12 protein-coding genes are annotated in these 15,222 nt (G+C 65.1%); 7 read left to right on the plus strand and 5 right to left on the minus strand.

What is annotated here, in order from left to right; translation table 11 throughout:
* The first annotated feature begins 120 nt into the window (after positions 1-120).
* A complete protein-coding gene (locus HUK72_RS03605; RefSeq protein ID WP_176595576.1) occupies positions 121-381 on the plus strand; it encodes a hypothetical protein in 261 nt (86 codons plus the stop codon).
* Between the two features lie 68 nt (positions 382-449).
* Complete coding sequence (locus HUK72_RS03610) at positions 450-1,946, plus strand: murein L,D-transpeptidase (RefSeq protein WP_255325768.1); 1,497 nt, start codon at positions 450-452, stop codon at positions 1,944-1,946.
* Positions 1,947-2,023: 77 nt separating this feature from the next.
* Here the strand turns inward: HUK72_RS03610 and ruvX are convergent, their stop codons facing one another.
* A complete protein-coding gene (gene ruvX, locus HUK72_RS03615; protein WP_176591226.1) occupies positions 2,024-2,494 on the minus strand; it encodes a Holliday junction resolvase RuvX in 471 nt (156 codons plus the stop codon).
* Positions 2,495-2,496: 2 nt separating this feature from the next.
* Positions 2,497-3,615: a DUF3089 domain-containing protein gene (locus HUK72_RS03620; protein WP_176595577.1), complete on the minus strand. Its 1,119-nt coding sequence runs from the start codon at positions 3,613-3,615 to the stop codon at positions 2,497-2,499.
* Between the two features lie 112 nt (positions 3,616-3,727).
* Between HUK72_RS03620 and gatC the strand changes: the two genes are divergently transcribed.
* Genes gatC through HUK72_RS03645 form a run of 5 tightly spaced genes read left to right on the plus strand, consistent with a single transcriptional unit; the run spans position 3,728 to position 8,306 of the window.
* The gene (gatC, locus tag HUK72_RS03625) at positions 3,728-4,015 is read left to right on the plus strand and encodes an Asp-tRNA(Asn)/Glu-tRNA(Gln) amidotransferase subunit GatC (RefSeq protein WP_176595578.1); all 288 of its coding nucleotides are present in this window, start codon (positions 3,728-3,730) and stop codon (positions 4,013-4,015) included.
* Complete coding sequence (gatA, locus tag HUK72_RS03630) at positions 4,015-5,517, plus strand: Asp-tRNA(Asn)/Glu-tRNA(Gln) amidotransferase subunit GatA (protein ID WP_176595579.1); 1,503 nt, start codon at positions 4,015-4,017, stop codon at positions 5,515-5,517. Before gatC ends, gatA begins: the two co-directional genes overlap by 1 nt.
* A 2-nt stretch (positions 5,518-5,519) precedes the next feature.
* Positions 5,520-5,870, plus strand: coding sequence for a hypothetical protein (locus HUK72_RS03635; RefSeq protein ID WP_176595580.1), 351 nt, complete (start codon positions 5,520-5,522; stop codon positions 5,868-5,870).
* On the plus strand, positions 5,863-7,359 hold the full coding sequence (gene gatB, locus HUK72_RS03640; protein WP_176595581.1) for an Asp-tRNA(Asn)/Glu-tRNA(Gln) amidotransferase subunit GatB: 1,497 nt from the start codon (positions 5,863-5,865) through the stop codon (positions 7,357-7,359). The genes HUK72_RS03635 and gatB overlap by 8 nt, the downstream gene beginning before the upstream one ends.
* A gap of 59 nt (positions 7,360-7,418) precedes the next feature.
* Complete coding sequence (locus HUK72_RS03645) at positions 7,419-8,306, plus strand: hypothetical protein (RefSeq protein ID WP_255325605.1); 888 nt, start codon at positions 7,419-7,421, stop codon at positions 8,304-8,306.
* A 252-nt stretch (positions 8,307-8,558) separates the two neighbouring features.
* On the opposite strand, the gene HUK72_RS03650 is transcribed toward HUK72_RS03645, so the two are convergent.
* The 3 genes from HUK72_RS03650 to HUK72_RS03660 form a co-directional block, all read right to left on the minus strand.
* Positions 8,559-11,768: an autotransporter domain-containing protein gene (locus HUK72_RS03650; RefSeq protein WP_176595583.1), complete on the minus strand. Its 3,210-nt coding sequence runs from the start codon at positions 11,766-11,768 to the stop codon at positions 8,559-8,561.
* 96 nt (positions 11,769-11,864) lie between these two features.
* Positions 11,865-14,309 carry a TonB-dependent receptor gene (locus HUK72_RS03655; protein WP_176595584.1) on the minus strand — a complete coding sequence of 815 codons (2,445 nt, stop codon included), beginning with the start codon at positions 14,307-14,309 and terminating at the stop codon, positions 11,865-11,867.
* Positions 14,293-15,222: a FecR domain-containing protein gene (locus HUK72_RS03660; protein WP_176597727.1), complete on the minus strand. Its 930-nt coding sequence runs from the start codon at positions 15,220-15,222 to the stop codon at positions 14,293-14,295. Before HUK72_RS03660 ends, HUK72_RS03655 begins: the two co-directional genes overlap by 17 nt.

The raw sequence follows: 15,222 nt of genomic DNA on the forward strand, positions 1-15,222 counted from the left end.
GTCGTCATTGCGCAGCGGTAATGGAATCCAATCCGATTGCCGGTCGTTACACTTGCGCTGCGATCCGCAGTGTCCACATTCTAACCGGCGCACGGTCCTTGTGGCGCCAAGGGAGAGGCTATGAAAATCAGCTTTTTGGCACTTCTCGGCGGCACGGCGCTCGCTTTGAGCGCTTGCGCGTCGACGAGGGATGAGCCTGTCGCGCCTGCGCCGCCGGTCGGTCCGGGCGCGATCAGCGGCACGGTCGCGGCGGACCGCAATGGCGACGGCATTGTCGACGGCTATTATTCGCCCGACGGCATGTATCATGAGATCCAGGGCCCGCCCTGTCCGCCGCCCCCGCCGCCTCCGCCGCCCTCGCGTCGTGGAGAACGCGGCTGACAAACCCATCCGTTCGGGCGCGGCATCACAGCCGCGCCCCCTTTCTTCGCACGATCCTGGCTTCGGCGCTGCTGCTCGCGCCCTGGCAGGGACAAGCCATCGCCCAGACCGCATCCGCTTCCGATGCCGCGCGCACCAGCGTGGCGGCGGAAATCCGGTCGTCCGTCGGCGGGAAGCTCAGGGATTTCTACGCCCCTCGCGGTTACTGGCCGCTATGGGTAGAGAAGGGCAAGGTCGGACCGCAGGCCGATGCGCTGATCGCCTTGATCGAGAGCGCGGACGCGGATGGGCTGAAACCCAGGGATTATGATCCGCGCGAACTCAGGAGCTTGAGGCAGGAAGCCGAGGCGAGCGGCGATCCCAAGCTGCTGGCGCGGGCCGACCTGGCCTTTTCCAAGGCCTTCGCCGCGCTGGTGAGCGACATGCGCAAGCCTTCGCGCAAGATGAAGGTGCGCTATCTCGATCCGGAGGTGGAGCCGAAGGACGAGGAACCCAGGGAGATTTTGCGCGCCGCCGCCGTCACGCCCTCCTTTGCCGACTATGTGAAGAATGTCGGCTGGATGAGTCCCTTCTATGTGAAGCTGCGCGATGCGCGGGTGGGCTTCGCCAAGCGCTGGGCCAAGCGCCGGGACGGCCTGCCGCAGACGGCGGTGCCGGCTGGTGCGAAGCTACGCCCCGGCATGAAATCCGGCGCCGCGTCCTTGCGGCTGCGGCTGGGATTGGAAAGCGGCGCCGCCTATGACAAGGCGCTGGTGGCCAGGGTGAAGGCCTTTCAGGGCGACCATGGCCTGAAGCCCGATGGCGTCGCGGGTGCGGCCACGATTGCGGCGCTCAATCGCGGCGACGACTATTATGACCGGCTGATCGCGCTCAATTTGGAACGGACGCGCCTGCTGCCCGGCCCCTATGTGCGGCATGTGGTGGTGGATGCGGCCTCCGCCCGGCTCTGGTATTTCAGCAAGGGCGCGCAGGACGGCACAATGAAGGTGGTCGTCGGCGCGAAGGAAAGCCAGACGCCGATGATGGCGGGCATGGTGCGCTATGCAACGCTCAATCCCTATTGGAACGTGCCGTCCGATCTGGTCGAGCGGAAGCTGGCGCCGAAGATGCTGAACGGAGCGTCGCTGACCAGGCTGCATTATGAAGCGCTGTCCGACTGGAGCGCCAATGCGCAGAAGCTTGATCCGGCGACTATCGATTGGCGGGCGGTGGCCGACGGGCGGACGGAATTGCGCGTGCGGCAGCTTCCGGGCGGCGACAATGCCATGGGGAAGGTGAAGTTCATGTTCCCCAACGATCTTGGCATCTACCTGCACGACACGCCTTCGCGCGATCTGCTGGCTAAACCGGCGCGGCAGTTCAGCAATGGCTGCGTGCGGCTGGAGGATGCGCAGCGGCTTGGGCGCTGGTTCTTCGGCAAGCCGCTAAAGGCCGGCAGCGACAAGCCGGAGCAGCATGAACCGTTGCCCCAACCGGTGCCGGTCTATCTGACCTATCTGACAGCCGTGCCTTCGGGGGATGGGGTGCAGTTCCTGCCCGATGTCTACGGACGCGACGGGATTTAAGGCTTCATCCGCCATCGACCGCTTCGTGCTCCTGCCTTCGCAAGAACAGGAAACCCTAGGCGGAATGTCGATACAGCCTAAAACCCCGCCATCAGCCCATCGATCGCGCCTTGCAGGATGTAACTCGCCGCAAGCTTGTCGACCAGTTCATCGCGCCGCGCCCGGCTGGCATCGGCTTCCAGCAGAGTGCGCGTCACCGCCTGGGTGGACCAGCGCTCGTCCCAGAGCAGGATCGGCAGGCCCAGATCAGCGATATTCCGCCCGAAGGCGCGGCTGGCCTGGCTGCGCGGACTTTCGCTGCCGTCGAGGTTGAGCGGCAGGCCGATCACCACGCCCTTCACCTGCTGTTGCTCCATGAAGGCGGCGAGGGCGATCTTGTCCTTGCTGAACTTGCCCCGCGAAACGGTGTGGGCGGGGCTGGCGATCGACCAGCCCGCGTCGCACAGGGCAAGGCCGATGGTCTTGGTGCCGACGTCTAGCCCGATCAGGCGGCCGCCATGGGGTAATGCTTCGCGGAAAACCGCGCGGTCGGCGGTGAGGATGGACATGCTTATTTCTTCAGAAAGGCGGTCAGCCGCTGTTTCGCGTCTTCGCGCACATCGGCCCAGAACAGCGCATAGTCATAGACGTGATAATTATTGCCCGGCAAGGTGAAGGGGCCCATGTCCACCGGCTCCCCGATCATCAGCACGCCGCTGGTGTCGCAGCGGGCGGGCACGATGCCGGGAACGAGCCGGGTCGGCTTGTCCGCATCGCGCGCGTCCAGCGTGCCGCGATTGGCGCTCGCCGGGGCGGCGCCGTTGAAGGCGCCGGTAATGGGATTGGTGCAGAGCATGTGCGTGCCCTTGTGCGGCTTGCCGGTGAAGCTGGGCTTGCGCTCGAAACTCTCGATCACGGCGGAGGGATCGGCCGGTTCGGCATAGCTCTGCCAGCTCACGATGCAATGCGACTGGTCGCGCCGGGCGCAGGCGGGAAGGCCCAGGGCAGGGAGGTCGGCCTCGACCGAGATCGGCCAGCCCACGGCATAGACGGCGGCGATGCGGTCCGCGACCGGCTTGCCCGCGACCTGCTCGCGCAGCAGCCTGAGCAGGTGGAGCGACCCCTGGCTATGGGCGGCGAGGATCAGCGGGCCTTCGGGATTGGCCTTGAGGAACGCGGCAAAGGCCTGGGCGACGTCGCGATAGGCGGCGGCAAGGGATTGCTCGCCAGCGGGCTTGTCGGTCAGGAACGCCCCGTAATTGGCCTGGCGGTAGCGGGGCGCCCAGATCGCGCCGACGGCGTTGAAGGCGCTCGCCTGATTCTTCACGAAGCGCCGCGCCGTGGTGAGGGATTCCTGGTCGTCCAGCCGCATGTTCCAATGCGCGTCGCCCAGCGTGGTGATGTAGGAGGTCGGGTGGATGAAGAAGACCGCCGCCTTTTGCGTTGAAGGCGCGTCCTTCACGCCCTCGGGAGTCCAGAGGGCGGGATTGTCCTTCACGATGTCGGGTCGGGCGATCCACATCTTCGGATCGTCATAGGCGCTGACGGGGAGCGGTTCGATTTGCGCAAAGGCCTCCCGCGGGACCATCACCGCGCGGATCATCTGCATGCCCCAGATGCGATAGGCCAGCAATGCCGCGATCACCAGCACGATCAGGCCGGTTACGACATAGAGGAACTTGCGGGCCAACAGCTACTCTCCAATTGATGGACTGTTTCTGTCTGGCGCAAGCGGCGAGCGTGCGCAAGGTCTCGGAGGATCGGGACTTGAAGCGGACGTGCCCGGATGGTAGCGGCGGCGCATGTCGATAGACCTTCAGACCGTGAAAAAGATCGCCAGCCTTTCGCGCATTTCGGTGACCGACGCCGAAGCCGAAGCGATGGTGCCCGAACTCAACAACATCCTTGGCTGGGTGGAGCAATTGGGCGAGGTGGACGTGATCGGCGTAGAGCCGATGACCGCCGTCATCCCCAACCATCTGCGCTTGCGCGACGATGCCGTCACCGACGGCGACGTCCGCGACAAGGTGCTGGCCAATGCGCCGCAGGCCGAACATGGCTTCTTCGCGGTGCCGAAGGTGATCGAATAATGCCAAATTCTACAGACAAAAGCGCTTTGACCGATCTGACGGTCGCGGAAATCCGCGACGGTTTCCGCGCGGGCGATTTTTCGGCGCGTGAAGTGGCGGAGGCATTCAACGCCAATGTCGCCGCTGCCAAGGCGCTGAACGCCTTCATCGTGGAAACGCCGGAAAAGGCGCTGGAAGCCGCTGACGCCGCCGACAAAGCGAAGGCGGCGGGCGAGGCGCTGAAGCCGCTGTCGGGCGTGCCGATCGGCATGAAGGATCTGTTCTGCACCGAGGGCGTGCAGACGACCGCCGCTAGCCACATGCTGGAAGGCTTCATGCCGACCTATGAATCCACGGTTTCGAAAAAGCTGTGGGATGCAGGCGCGGGCATGTTGGGCAAGCTCAACCTCGACCAGTTCGCCATGGGTTCGTCCAACGAAACGAGCTATTTCGGCAATGTGATCTCGCCCTGGCGGCGGGGCGGCGGTGACAATGCCGCGCTGGCTCCGGGCGGCTCCTCGGGCGGTTCGTCCTCGGCCATTGCGGCGCGGCTTTGCCCGGCGGCGACCGGCACGGACACGGGCGGCTCGATCCGCCAGCCCGCGGCCTTCACTGGCATCAGCGGCATCAAGCCGACCTATGGCCGCTGCTCGCGCTGGGGCATCGTGGCTTTCGCCTCTTCGCTGGATCAGGCCGGGCCGATGGCGCGGACGGTGCGCGACAATGCGATCCTGCTGGAAAGCATGGCGGGCTTCGACCCCAAGGATTCGACCTCGCTCGATCTGGCCGTGCCGCAGTGGGAAGGCAATTTGTCGAGCGATCTCAAGGGCAGGAAGGTCGGCATTCCTAAGGAATATCGCCCTGATGGCCTGAACGCGGAAATCTCCGCCATGTGGGATCGCGGCATCGAGTGGCTGAAGGATGCGGGCGCCGAGGTGGTGGAAGTGTCGCTGCCGCACACCAAATATGCGCTGCCGACCTATTATATCATCGCGCCGGCCGAGGCTTCCTCGAACCTCGCCCGCTATGACGGCGTGCGCTACGGCCAGCGCGACCTGCCCGATGGGGCGGGCTTGCAGGACATGTATGCCGCCACCCGCGCCGCCGGTTTCGGGCCAGAGGTCAAGCGCCGCATCATGATCGGCACCTATGTGCTGTCGGCGGGCTTCTACGACGCTTATTATACGCAGGCGCAGAAGGTCCGGGCGCTGATCGCGCGCGATTTCGAACTGGCTTTCGAAAAGTGCGACCTGCTGCTGACGCCGACCGCGCCGAGCGCCTCCTTCGCGCTGGGCGAAAAGCAGGCCGACCCGCTCGCCATGTATCTGAACGACGTCTTCACCGTTCCGGCTTCACTTGCCGGTTTACCCGCCATGGCGGTGCCGGGCGGGCTGGACGCGCAAGGGCTGCCGCTGGGACTCCAGATCATTGGCAAGGCGCTGGACGAGCAGACCGTGCTGAACGCGGGCCTCGCGATTGAAGAACGTGCGGGCTTCACGGCGCGGCCGAAGAAGTGGTGGTAATCATGTCAGATCACGAGGCAGAAGGCACAGCAGTTGATCTGACAACTTTTATATCCGAAGCGATCAACGGCATTGTTGAAGGGATTGCCAAGGGGCAAGCCAAGTTGGCGCCGCCTCGAACTTTGAGGCTTGGTCATCCATTCGCGCATTCTGTTTGTTTCTCTACGCCCAAAGAAATCAGCTTTGACATTGCCGTAACGGTAAATCGTCATTCTGCGGGAAGCGGAGGGGCAAAAATTGAGGTTATGGGCATCGGGTTAGGAGCAAAGGGAGAAGTCGCTCGCGACAATTCCATTACTACTCGATTGGCCTTTGCTGTGCCGATTGTGCCAGTTGGAGAAGAAAATGACTGAATATCGCATTCAGGGCGCAACCGGCGAGTGGGAGGTCGTGATCGGCCTGGAAGTCCATGCGCAGGTGACGAGCCAGGCGAAGCTCTTTTCCGGCGCGGCCACGGCTTTCGGCGCGGAGCCGAACACGCAGGTGTCGCTGGTCGACGCGGCCATGCCTGGCATGCTGCCCGTGCCGAACCGCGAGTGCATCCGCCAGGCGGTGCGCACCGGCATGGCGATCAAGGCGCAGATCAACAAATGGTCGCGCTTCGACCGCAAGAACTACTTCTACGCCGATCTTCCGCAGGGCTATCAGATCAGCCAGCTCTACCACCCGCTGGTGGGCGAGGGCGAGATCGAGATCAGCCTGGACGACAAGAACCCCGACGCCGTAACCAAGAGCATCGGCATCGAGCGCATCCATGTCGAGCAGGATGCCGGCAAGCTGATGCACGACCAGCATCCGACGCGCTCCTATGTCGACCTCAACCGCTCGGGTGTGGCGCTGATGGAAATCGTGTCAAAGCCTGACATGCGCTCACCCGCCGAGGCTGGGGCCTATCTCTCGAAGCTGCGGACGATCCTGCGCTATGTCGGCTCGTGCGACGGCAATATGGATCAGGGCTCGATGCGCGCCGACGTCAACGTCTCGGTCCGCAAGCCGGGCGAGGAATTCGGCACCCGCACCGAGACAAAGAACGTCAATTCGGTCCGCTTCGTCATGGCGGTGGTCGAATATGAAGCCAGCCGTCAGGTCGATGTGCTGGAAGCGGGCGGCAAGATAGTGCAGGAAACCCGCCTCTACGACCCCGACAAGAATGAAACGCGCTCCATGCGGTCGAAGGAAGATGCGCATGACTATCGCTACTTCCCCGATCCGGACCTGCTGCCGCTGGAACTGGACGACGCCTTCCTGGAGGAATGCCGCCAGTCCCTGCCTGAACTGCCCGACGCCAAACGCCAGCGCTATGAGCAGGCCCTGGGCCTCTCGGCTTACAACGCCGCGACGCTGACGGCGGACGCCGACACCGCCCGCTGGTTCGAGGCGCTGCTGGCCGAGGGCGCGCGCATCCAGAAGAAGAGCGAGGGCGAAGTCGCCAAGGCGTCGGCCAACTGGCTGCTGTCGGAGCTTTACGGTGCGCTCAATCGCCTGGGCAAGAGCCTTGAGGACAGCCCCGTCGGTCCCGAAGAGGGCGCGGAACTGCTGGCGCTCGTCGCGGACGGCACGATCAGTGGCACTATCGCCAAGCAGGTGTTCGAGATCATGCTCGAAACCGGCGACCGCGCGCCGAAGATCGTCGAAGAAAAAGGCCTGAAGCAGACCAGCGACACCGGCGCGATTGAGGCCGCTGTGGCCAAGGTGCTGGCCGACAATGGCGACAAGGTCGAGCAGTATAAGGCGGGCAAGGAAGCGCTGTTCGGCTTCTTCGTCGGCCAGACGATGAAGGCGATGCAGGGCAAGGCCAATCCGCAGGTCGTCAACGAACTGATCAAGAAGGCCTTGAGTTAAGCGACAGGACAAGCCTGGCATGGAGAATGCCGGGCTTTTTCTTTTTGGGGGGGGTGAAGATGAACAGGGGGATTTGGGCCGTGGGGCTTTGCCTCGCGGCGGCGATGCTGGCGCCTGCGAAGGCGAGCGCCGAAACGCTGAACAACGACAGCGTCGTCGCTCTTGTGGCGGCGGGCCTGGGCGATGAGGCGGTGATCGCCAAGATCAAGGCGTCGCCTGCCCAATATAAGCTTTCCACCGACGATCTGATCGCGCTCAAGAAAAGCGGCGTCTCAGGTTCGGTCATCGCCGCGATGATCGAGGCCGGATCGCAAGGCATCACCTCGGCCAAGGCCAGCATGTCGGCAGACTCGCCCGATCCGCTGGTGCCGCATCCCTCGGGCATCTACATGCTGATGGAGAGCGCGCAGCCGGCCCGCATGGCGCGGATTGATCCCACCATCTCCAACCAGAGCAAGACTGGCGGCATTTTGGGCTATGCCTTTACCGGCGGCATCGCGTCCCTCAGCATCAAGGCGGTCATTCCCAATGTCGGCGCCCGGATCGTCTCGGGCAAGGCGCGGCCGACCTTCTATTTCTATTTCGATGAAGCCAATCGCAGCCTGTCGCAAGCCGGGACGCCTTCGCTGTGGCTGGCTGGCCCGGCGACCGCGATCACTTCGCCCAATGAATTCAGCCTGATCCAGTTCGACGTGAAGAAGGGCCGCCGCGAAACCCGCGTCGGCAGTATGAATCTGGGCGGCGCCAAATCCGGCGTGATGGACAAGGATCGCATCGCCTTCGACTATGAACAGGTCGCGCCCGGCGTCTTCAAGGTCACGCCGAAGGGGGATTTGAGCGCGGGAGAATATGGCTTCCTTTATTCCGTCAGCGCCGGGTCCGGCCCCGGCATGTGGGGCGGCGGAACGGGCGGCGCGCGAATATTCGATTTCGCGGTTCGGCCTTGATCGGCGGATAAGAAAAAAGGGGCGCTGCCGGGGGAGGCAGCGCCCCTTCCATTTTGCGCCACGACGCCGTTGGGAACCGGCTCATGTCATGGCTGACTGGCGGACCGGGAGGGTCTGTGGGGTGTGGCCCGCCAATTCGGTACTAGAGCGATTTCCAAGTGATCGGCATCGATCGCTGGTTAAGAAATCGCGGCAAACAAAGGATTTAGAGCGGCGATCTGATTCAATCAGATCGAAAACCGCTCTAGGACGTCACAGGATGAAGTTAACCGTCGCCCGTAAGGAGATGGCGACGTGATTTTGCTGCTGCTCCGCCCCGAATTCGCCACCGATGCGGAAGCTTTCGGTCCCGCCGATCAGGCGCGCGCGTCCGGTCCAGCCGCTGGTGCGCTTGTCCGCGATCAGGGTGAAGTCCTCGCCGCCGGTGAAATGCGCCGTCGTGGCGCCCAGCGATCCGCCGATGATCTGGCGGCGGCCGCCTTCCAGCTCGAACCGCATCCAGCCATCCTCGCGGTCGAGGCTGCCGAAATCATAGCCGACCGTCACATTGCCGCTGGCCGTCAGTTCGTCGCTGGTGCGCCCGTCGACGATCAGGTTGAACGCATCGCCGCCGCCGGTTTCGCTATAGCCGTCTTCCTTCAGGCGGTAATAATCGATGCTGGCCGCCGGACGGAGAGAGAAGCGGTTGAAGCGCATCTCATAGGAGCCGCCCGCCGTCGCGGACAGCAACTTGCCCGTCCAGTTGCCGTCAGCAGTGCGAACCACATCGCCGCTTTCGAAATGGCGGCTGCCGTCGAATTTGATGTGGGCCGCCGACAGGCGGGCATAGGTCTGGAGCGGGCCGAAATCTCCGCGCCAGTGCGCCGCCAGTTCGAACTGGTCCGAATCGACGGCATTGTCGGTGCTGCCCGAGGAATCGCTGCCGTGGATATAGGCGAACGACCCGCCAAAGGCGCCGATCCCCGTCAGATATTCCGCGCCGAAGCTCGCGCCCCAGCCGTTGATGTCATAGGAGGCGGTGTCGCCCACGCTCTTGGAACTGCCGAACGCCACCTGCTGCAACCAGAAGCCCAGACGTCCGTCGGCTGTTCGATAGATGCCGCCGGGATCGGCCAGGATGCGGGCAGTCGCGCGCGAACCCGCCGTCACCGCCTCGAACGTGCCGCCCGCATGATCGGGCAGCATCTGTTGCAGATTGGCCTTCAGCGTGTCGCCGTCGGTGATGGCGAGATAGGTGCCGGCGAAGGTGCTGTCCTTGTCGAGCGCGTGGAAGATCGCATCATAGGCCCGCGCCTGCGATCCGGTAAGACCCAGTTCGGACACCGTCTTGGCGGCGATCGACAGCGTCACCTCCCCGGTCGAGGCGTTGCTGGCGATGGCGCCCTTGAACATATAGGGGATCAGCGTCGTGCTGGAGAGGACGGGCGCGCCGCTCAGTGATCCGGCGTGGACGATGACATAATCGCCCTCCGAGCCGACGACGCTGGTCAGGGTCGCCTTGACCTGCGAACCGCTGGCGAACGACGCGGCCCCGGCGACATTGTAGAGCGTGTTGGTGCCGTTGGCCGTATCGATCGTCACGCCGATGACGGAGGAGCCGCCGACCGCGAGCGAGGCCAGCGCGACCGTGCCCTTGTTGCTGGCGTTGAGCGTGCCGCCATTCACGACCACGGCGGTGTTGGCGGCGTTGCTGATCGCGCCGTTGAGCGCGGCGGTATCGGAAAGGGTCAGCGTCGACGCGCCGCCGCCGAAATCCACTCCGCCATTGATCCTGGAGCTTCCCGCCAGGCCGAGGCTGGAGCCGTTCCCGCCCAGCGTCACATTGCCCGTCAGGGTGGAGGCGCCGGACAGCGCCAGGCTGTTGCTGCCCGCGCCCAGATCGACATTGCCCGCGATGCTGCCTGCCGAGACGGTCACGACATCGTTGCCGGAGCCAAGCCGCACGTCGCCAACGATCTTCGGCGCGGCTGCCGTTGCGGAGGCGAGCGACTGGCTCAACGTGACGCCGCTGCCATTGGCGGTCAGATCGATGGCGACATTCGATCCGCTCTTGCCGCCCGATGCCGAGATGGTGCCGCTATTGGTCAAGGTCGACACGGTGCCGGAGGAATCGAGAATGGCGATGGCCGCGCCATCCTTGCTGCTGAGCGCCGTGGCGGAGATGGTGCCGCTGTTGACGATGGCGCGGCTGGTGGCGCCAGCGTCGATCACCAGCGCGCGCGCCGATGTGGAGGCCAGGTTCGAACCGGTCGCGCCGATGGCGCCGCTGACCTGGATCGTATCGGCGCTCGTGCCGCTGCCCAGGCGAATGGCCGTGGCATTGCTGTCATAGGAAACCGCGCCGACCGATCCCGCGATCAACATGCCCTTGGTCAGCGTCACATTGCCGCCCAGTCCGCCAATGACCAGGCCATTGGCGTTCACCCCGTCATAAATGCCGTAGCCCGCGATCGAACCCTTGACGATCAGCCCATAGCCGGAGCTTTCCGCCGCCACCGCGCCGATGGTCGTGGCGGCCGTGGCCGACCCGATCCGCACGGCGGGGGCGGAGCCATAGCTGATGACCGTGGCGGACCCTTCGCTGGTGTCCGTCAGCCCATCATTGTCGACGTCGGTCTTGGTGCTGTCCAGCGTCGGCGGAATGTCGAAGATGATCCCGCCCGTGACATTGCCCGCAATCGTCACCGCCGATCCGCCTTGCAGCAGGTCGTCCGCGTCCAGTTTCGAAACGTCGCTGGGGCGCGAGGTGGAACGATAGCCAGTGCTGGTGATCGTGCCCTGGATCTTCACCGCGCCCGCGACATCGCCCTGCAGCGCCACGCCGACGCTGTTCGCGCCCACCGCCGCGGTCGTTCCGCGAATGGTCACATTGCCGGCGACGGCGTTCGCCAGCACGCCATAGCCATTGTCGCCCACCACGCTGGTGGAACCGCTGGTCGACAGATTGCCTGCCAGCGGGCCGTCGACGCGGATGCCGGCGGATTGATTGCCTTCGATGGTGATGGTGCCGCTGCTGTCGATATTGCCGCTATGCGTCGCGCCCGATTGGACCCAGATGCCGTTGCGGTTCGAACCCTTGGCGAAGGGGCCATCGAGATCCCCGTCGCTGTCGCTGTCGGTGGCGGTATAATCCTCATCCAGCGTGATCGTGCCGCTGTGCGTGATATTGCCGCTGGTGCCCGCCCTCGCGAGGATGCCGGTCGCGCCGTCGGCGCCCGAAATCTTCAGCGTGCCGGCGTTGCTGACCTTGTTGTTGCTGTCCTGGGTGATGGCGGTGCCGCTCGTCAGCGTGATCGAGCCTGCGGAGCTGACCGTCACGTCATCGGCGGCGCCGTTGGCGGCGGTGGAGGTCTTGACGGCGGTGGTGGTGGCGGAACCGATGGTGGTTTCCGCCGCGGCGTCGGCCACCGCCAGGGCGGCCATAACGGAAGCGATGGCCGTGCAGGCCAAGAGATTGCGCATGATGTCTCCTCTGGGTGCGCCTTTTCATGAGCGCTCATGGGCGGGAGACGGCGCCGGAACGTTCCTTCCGTCAGATAAAAATAATGCGATGCAAGATCAGAAGGCGAAATCCAGCCCCAGCCGGACAGTGCGCGGGCGCAGCGGCGTCACATAATCCCCGCGCAGGTCGAAGGGCGTGCCGAGCGAAAAGCGGTTGCCGCTGCTGTCCAGCAGGTTGGAGAGTGACAGCGACCATTGCACCGGCCCGCGCGTCAGGCTGGCGTTGAGCGCGGTGTCGACATAGTCGCCCTGTTCCCGCCCCAATATCGGCCCGACGCCCAGCCTGGATTTGCCGACATAGCGGGCCGATCCGCCGAGATGGAACCGCATGTCGTCGCCCAGCGGTGCGCGATAGTCGAAGCCGATGCGTCCGCCCCAATTGGCGACATTGGGCAGGGTCAGCGACTGCCCCTCATAGGACAGCAGCCGCACGAATTGCGCGGGGCGGCTGAGACGGCTGTCATTGTAGATGATGCTGCCGTCCAGCGTCAGGCGCGGCACAGGGCGGACTGCGATGCGGCCCTCCACCGTATAAATCCGCCCGTCCCCGATATTGGCGGTGGTGGGAATGCCGATCCGGTCGGTGACGTCGGCCTGGATGTCCTTCCACCGCGTATAGGCGGCATTGCCGGTCAGCGCGACCGCATCGACGCCCGGCACGCCCTTGCGGAAGCCGAATTCCAGGGTTGAGGCGCGGTCGTTGCGGAAACGCTGGATATGCTGGTCGTCGACCGCAAGCCCGCCGGGACGGAAGCCCTGCTGGAACCGGGCATAGACCGTCATGCCGGGCAAGGCGTCGGTCAGCAGGGAGAAGGAGGGGAGGAAGATCGTTTCGTTCCGGTTCGCCTGCGCCTCCGCCCGCGCAATCGCCGCCATGGAGAGGACGGCGATGGGGTCGAGCGCCTCGCCCGTCAGGCGGCTGTTGGTCAGGCGCCCGCCGACCGTGGCGATCAGGCCCGTGACGGGTTCGAAGGAGGCTTCGCCAAACAGGGTCGCCTCCCGGATGCGGTTGCGCACGCCGGTGGAGGTCGCGGGCATGCCGCGCCCATACATCGGCACGCCCGGAATGACCTCCGACTGGATGGGGGCCGTGCCGTAGGAGGTCAGCGTTCGCTGGATGTCCGACGTGCTTTCCAGATAGGAGGCGCCCAATATCCAGCCCAGGCCATTGTCCAGATCGCGCACGATGCGGTTTTCGGTGGAGAAGATGTCGACCTTGTTCCTTTGCCGGAACAGCGCGGCGGGCCCATCCAGCCCAGCCGGGTCATACTGCGTCGCGTCATAGCTTTCCGACAGGATGTTGCGCACGAATCCGGTCGAGGACACGAAGCGCAGATCGTCCCATTGCCGCTCGACCCTGAGATTGGCGAGCGCATAATCCGACGAATAGGGCTGAGCGACGGCGGAGGCGCGTTCGAGGTTGCCGATCAGCTTGGCGGCATATTGGGCGTCGTCGGCCTTGATCCGCTGGTAGACGCCGGTGAGATCGATGGTCCAGTTCTCGTCCGGCGCGAACCGCAGCGCCGCACGGCCGCCATAGGTGCGGGTACGGTTGACGTCATCTTTGTGGCGCAGGACATCGTCGATATAGCCGCCATCCTGCACGCCATAGCCGACGACGCGCAGCGCGATCTTCTCCGTGACGATGGGCAGGTTGATCGTCGCGGCCAGATCGCCGCCCGGATCGCCATGCTGCGTCGCGCTGAGCCCGGCGGAAACCTGCCCTCCGGTCCGCGCCAGATTGGGCGCGTTGGGGATCATCCGGACGATCCCGCCCAGCGAACCCGCGCCGTAAAGCGTGCCCTGCGGCCCCTCCAGCACCTCCACGCCCTGCATGTCGTAAAGCTTCAGGTCCGGGTCCGGCGCGGCATAGTTGAGGCGCATGTCGCCCAGATATTGTCCCGTCGTCGCCTGGGTCGGCCCGGCGACGCCGCTATCGGCTATGGCGCGGATGAACAGCTTGTTCCGCCCCGCCCCGGCATGGGTCGAGCTGAGGCTCGCCACGCGGAAGATCAGGCTGGCCGTGCCGCCCGCCGCCTCGCCAGCGGTGAAGGCATTGTCGCCCACCACATCGACCATCCCGGCATAGCGGGGGAGGGGCGTGTCCCGCTTGGAGGCGGTGACGATGATCTCCGCCGGTTCCTGCTCCACGTCCGGAATGGGAGCGGCGACGGCGGCGCGGGGCTGTTCGCGCACCACCCGTTCCCGCACGATCCGGTAGGTGTTGCCGTCGATCCGCCGCAGGCTGGCGCCGCTGCCCTTGAGCAGCCGCTTGAGCGCCCCTTCCACCGACATGCGGCCATGGACGGCCGGGGTGGAAATCCCCGCCAGCGATTGATCCGACATGCCGATGCTGGCGCCCGTCTGGCGGCCGAGCGCTATCGCCGCCTCGCCCAGCCGTCCGGGGGCGATGCTGATCTGCTGTCTTTCCGCCGCTTGCACAGGCGAAGCGGCCATGGTGGCGAGGGCGGTGACGAAAAGGACGTCAGCGTGGCGGACCATCCCCCTCCTTCAACAACCATCCGTCGCCCTGCCTGACGGCGCTAAGCCCCATCAGCGGCGCGGCCTGGCCAAAGAAACGCGTCGGATCGCGGTCCAGGCGGATCGTGCCGGTAAAGCGCATCGCGCCAGCGCCTGGCGTGGCGTCCAGCTTCACGCCCAGCGAACGGGCGATGTCGCCGCTGATCTGCGTCACCGGGGCATTGGCATAGGTCAGGCGGCCCTGACGCCAACTTGCGACCGCATCGGTGGCGATGTCCATGACGCGCAGGCCGTTTTCGTCATTGGTCAGGGCGCGACCCGCTGGCAGAGCTATGGCTTCCGCCTTCGGATTGTAGATCACCTTGCCTTCCGACACGCCGATGCGGGTGGCGTTGCCGCTATGGACGATGTTGAAGATGGTGCCCGCATCCTCGAACACCGCGTCGCCCACGGTCACGCGGAAGGGATTGGCGGCGTCATGCCGCACGGTGAAGGCCGCCTCGCCGCTATCCAGCGCCGCGAAGCGCGCATCATGCCGGTCGAAGCGCATGGTCGTGCCGCCGTTCAGCTCGACGCGGGTGCCATCGTCCAGCGCGATGCTGCGCGTCTCGCCGGGCCGGGTGGCGACGGTGTAGATGTCAGACCGGTTCAGCATGCCAACCGAAACCACCCCGACCAGGGCCGCCGCGACCGCGCCGCCCGCCAGCCAGCGCACAGGCCGCCAACCACGCGGCCCCGCATCATTGGCGGGCATAGCGATGGTGACAGGCTCTGCCGGAACGATCTTCGCCAGACCGGCATCCGCCGCCATCAGCGCGTCATAGGCCGGCGCATGCGCCGGATCGGCCTCCAGCCAAGCGGTGAAGGCTTCCCAATCGGCAAATTCAGGATCGCGCGTGCGGATGACCCACCCGAGCGCCTCCTCATTCATCAT

It is taken from the genome of Sphingobium sp. 15-1 (assembly GCF_013375535.1).
Classification (GTDB): domain Bacteria; phylum Pseudomonadota; class Alphaproteobacteria; order Sphingomonadales; family Sphingomonadaceae; genus Sphingobium; species Sphingobium aromaticivastans.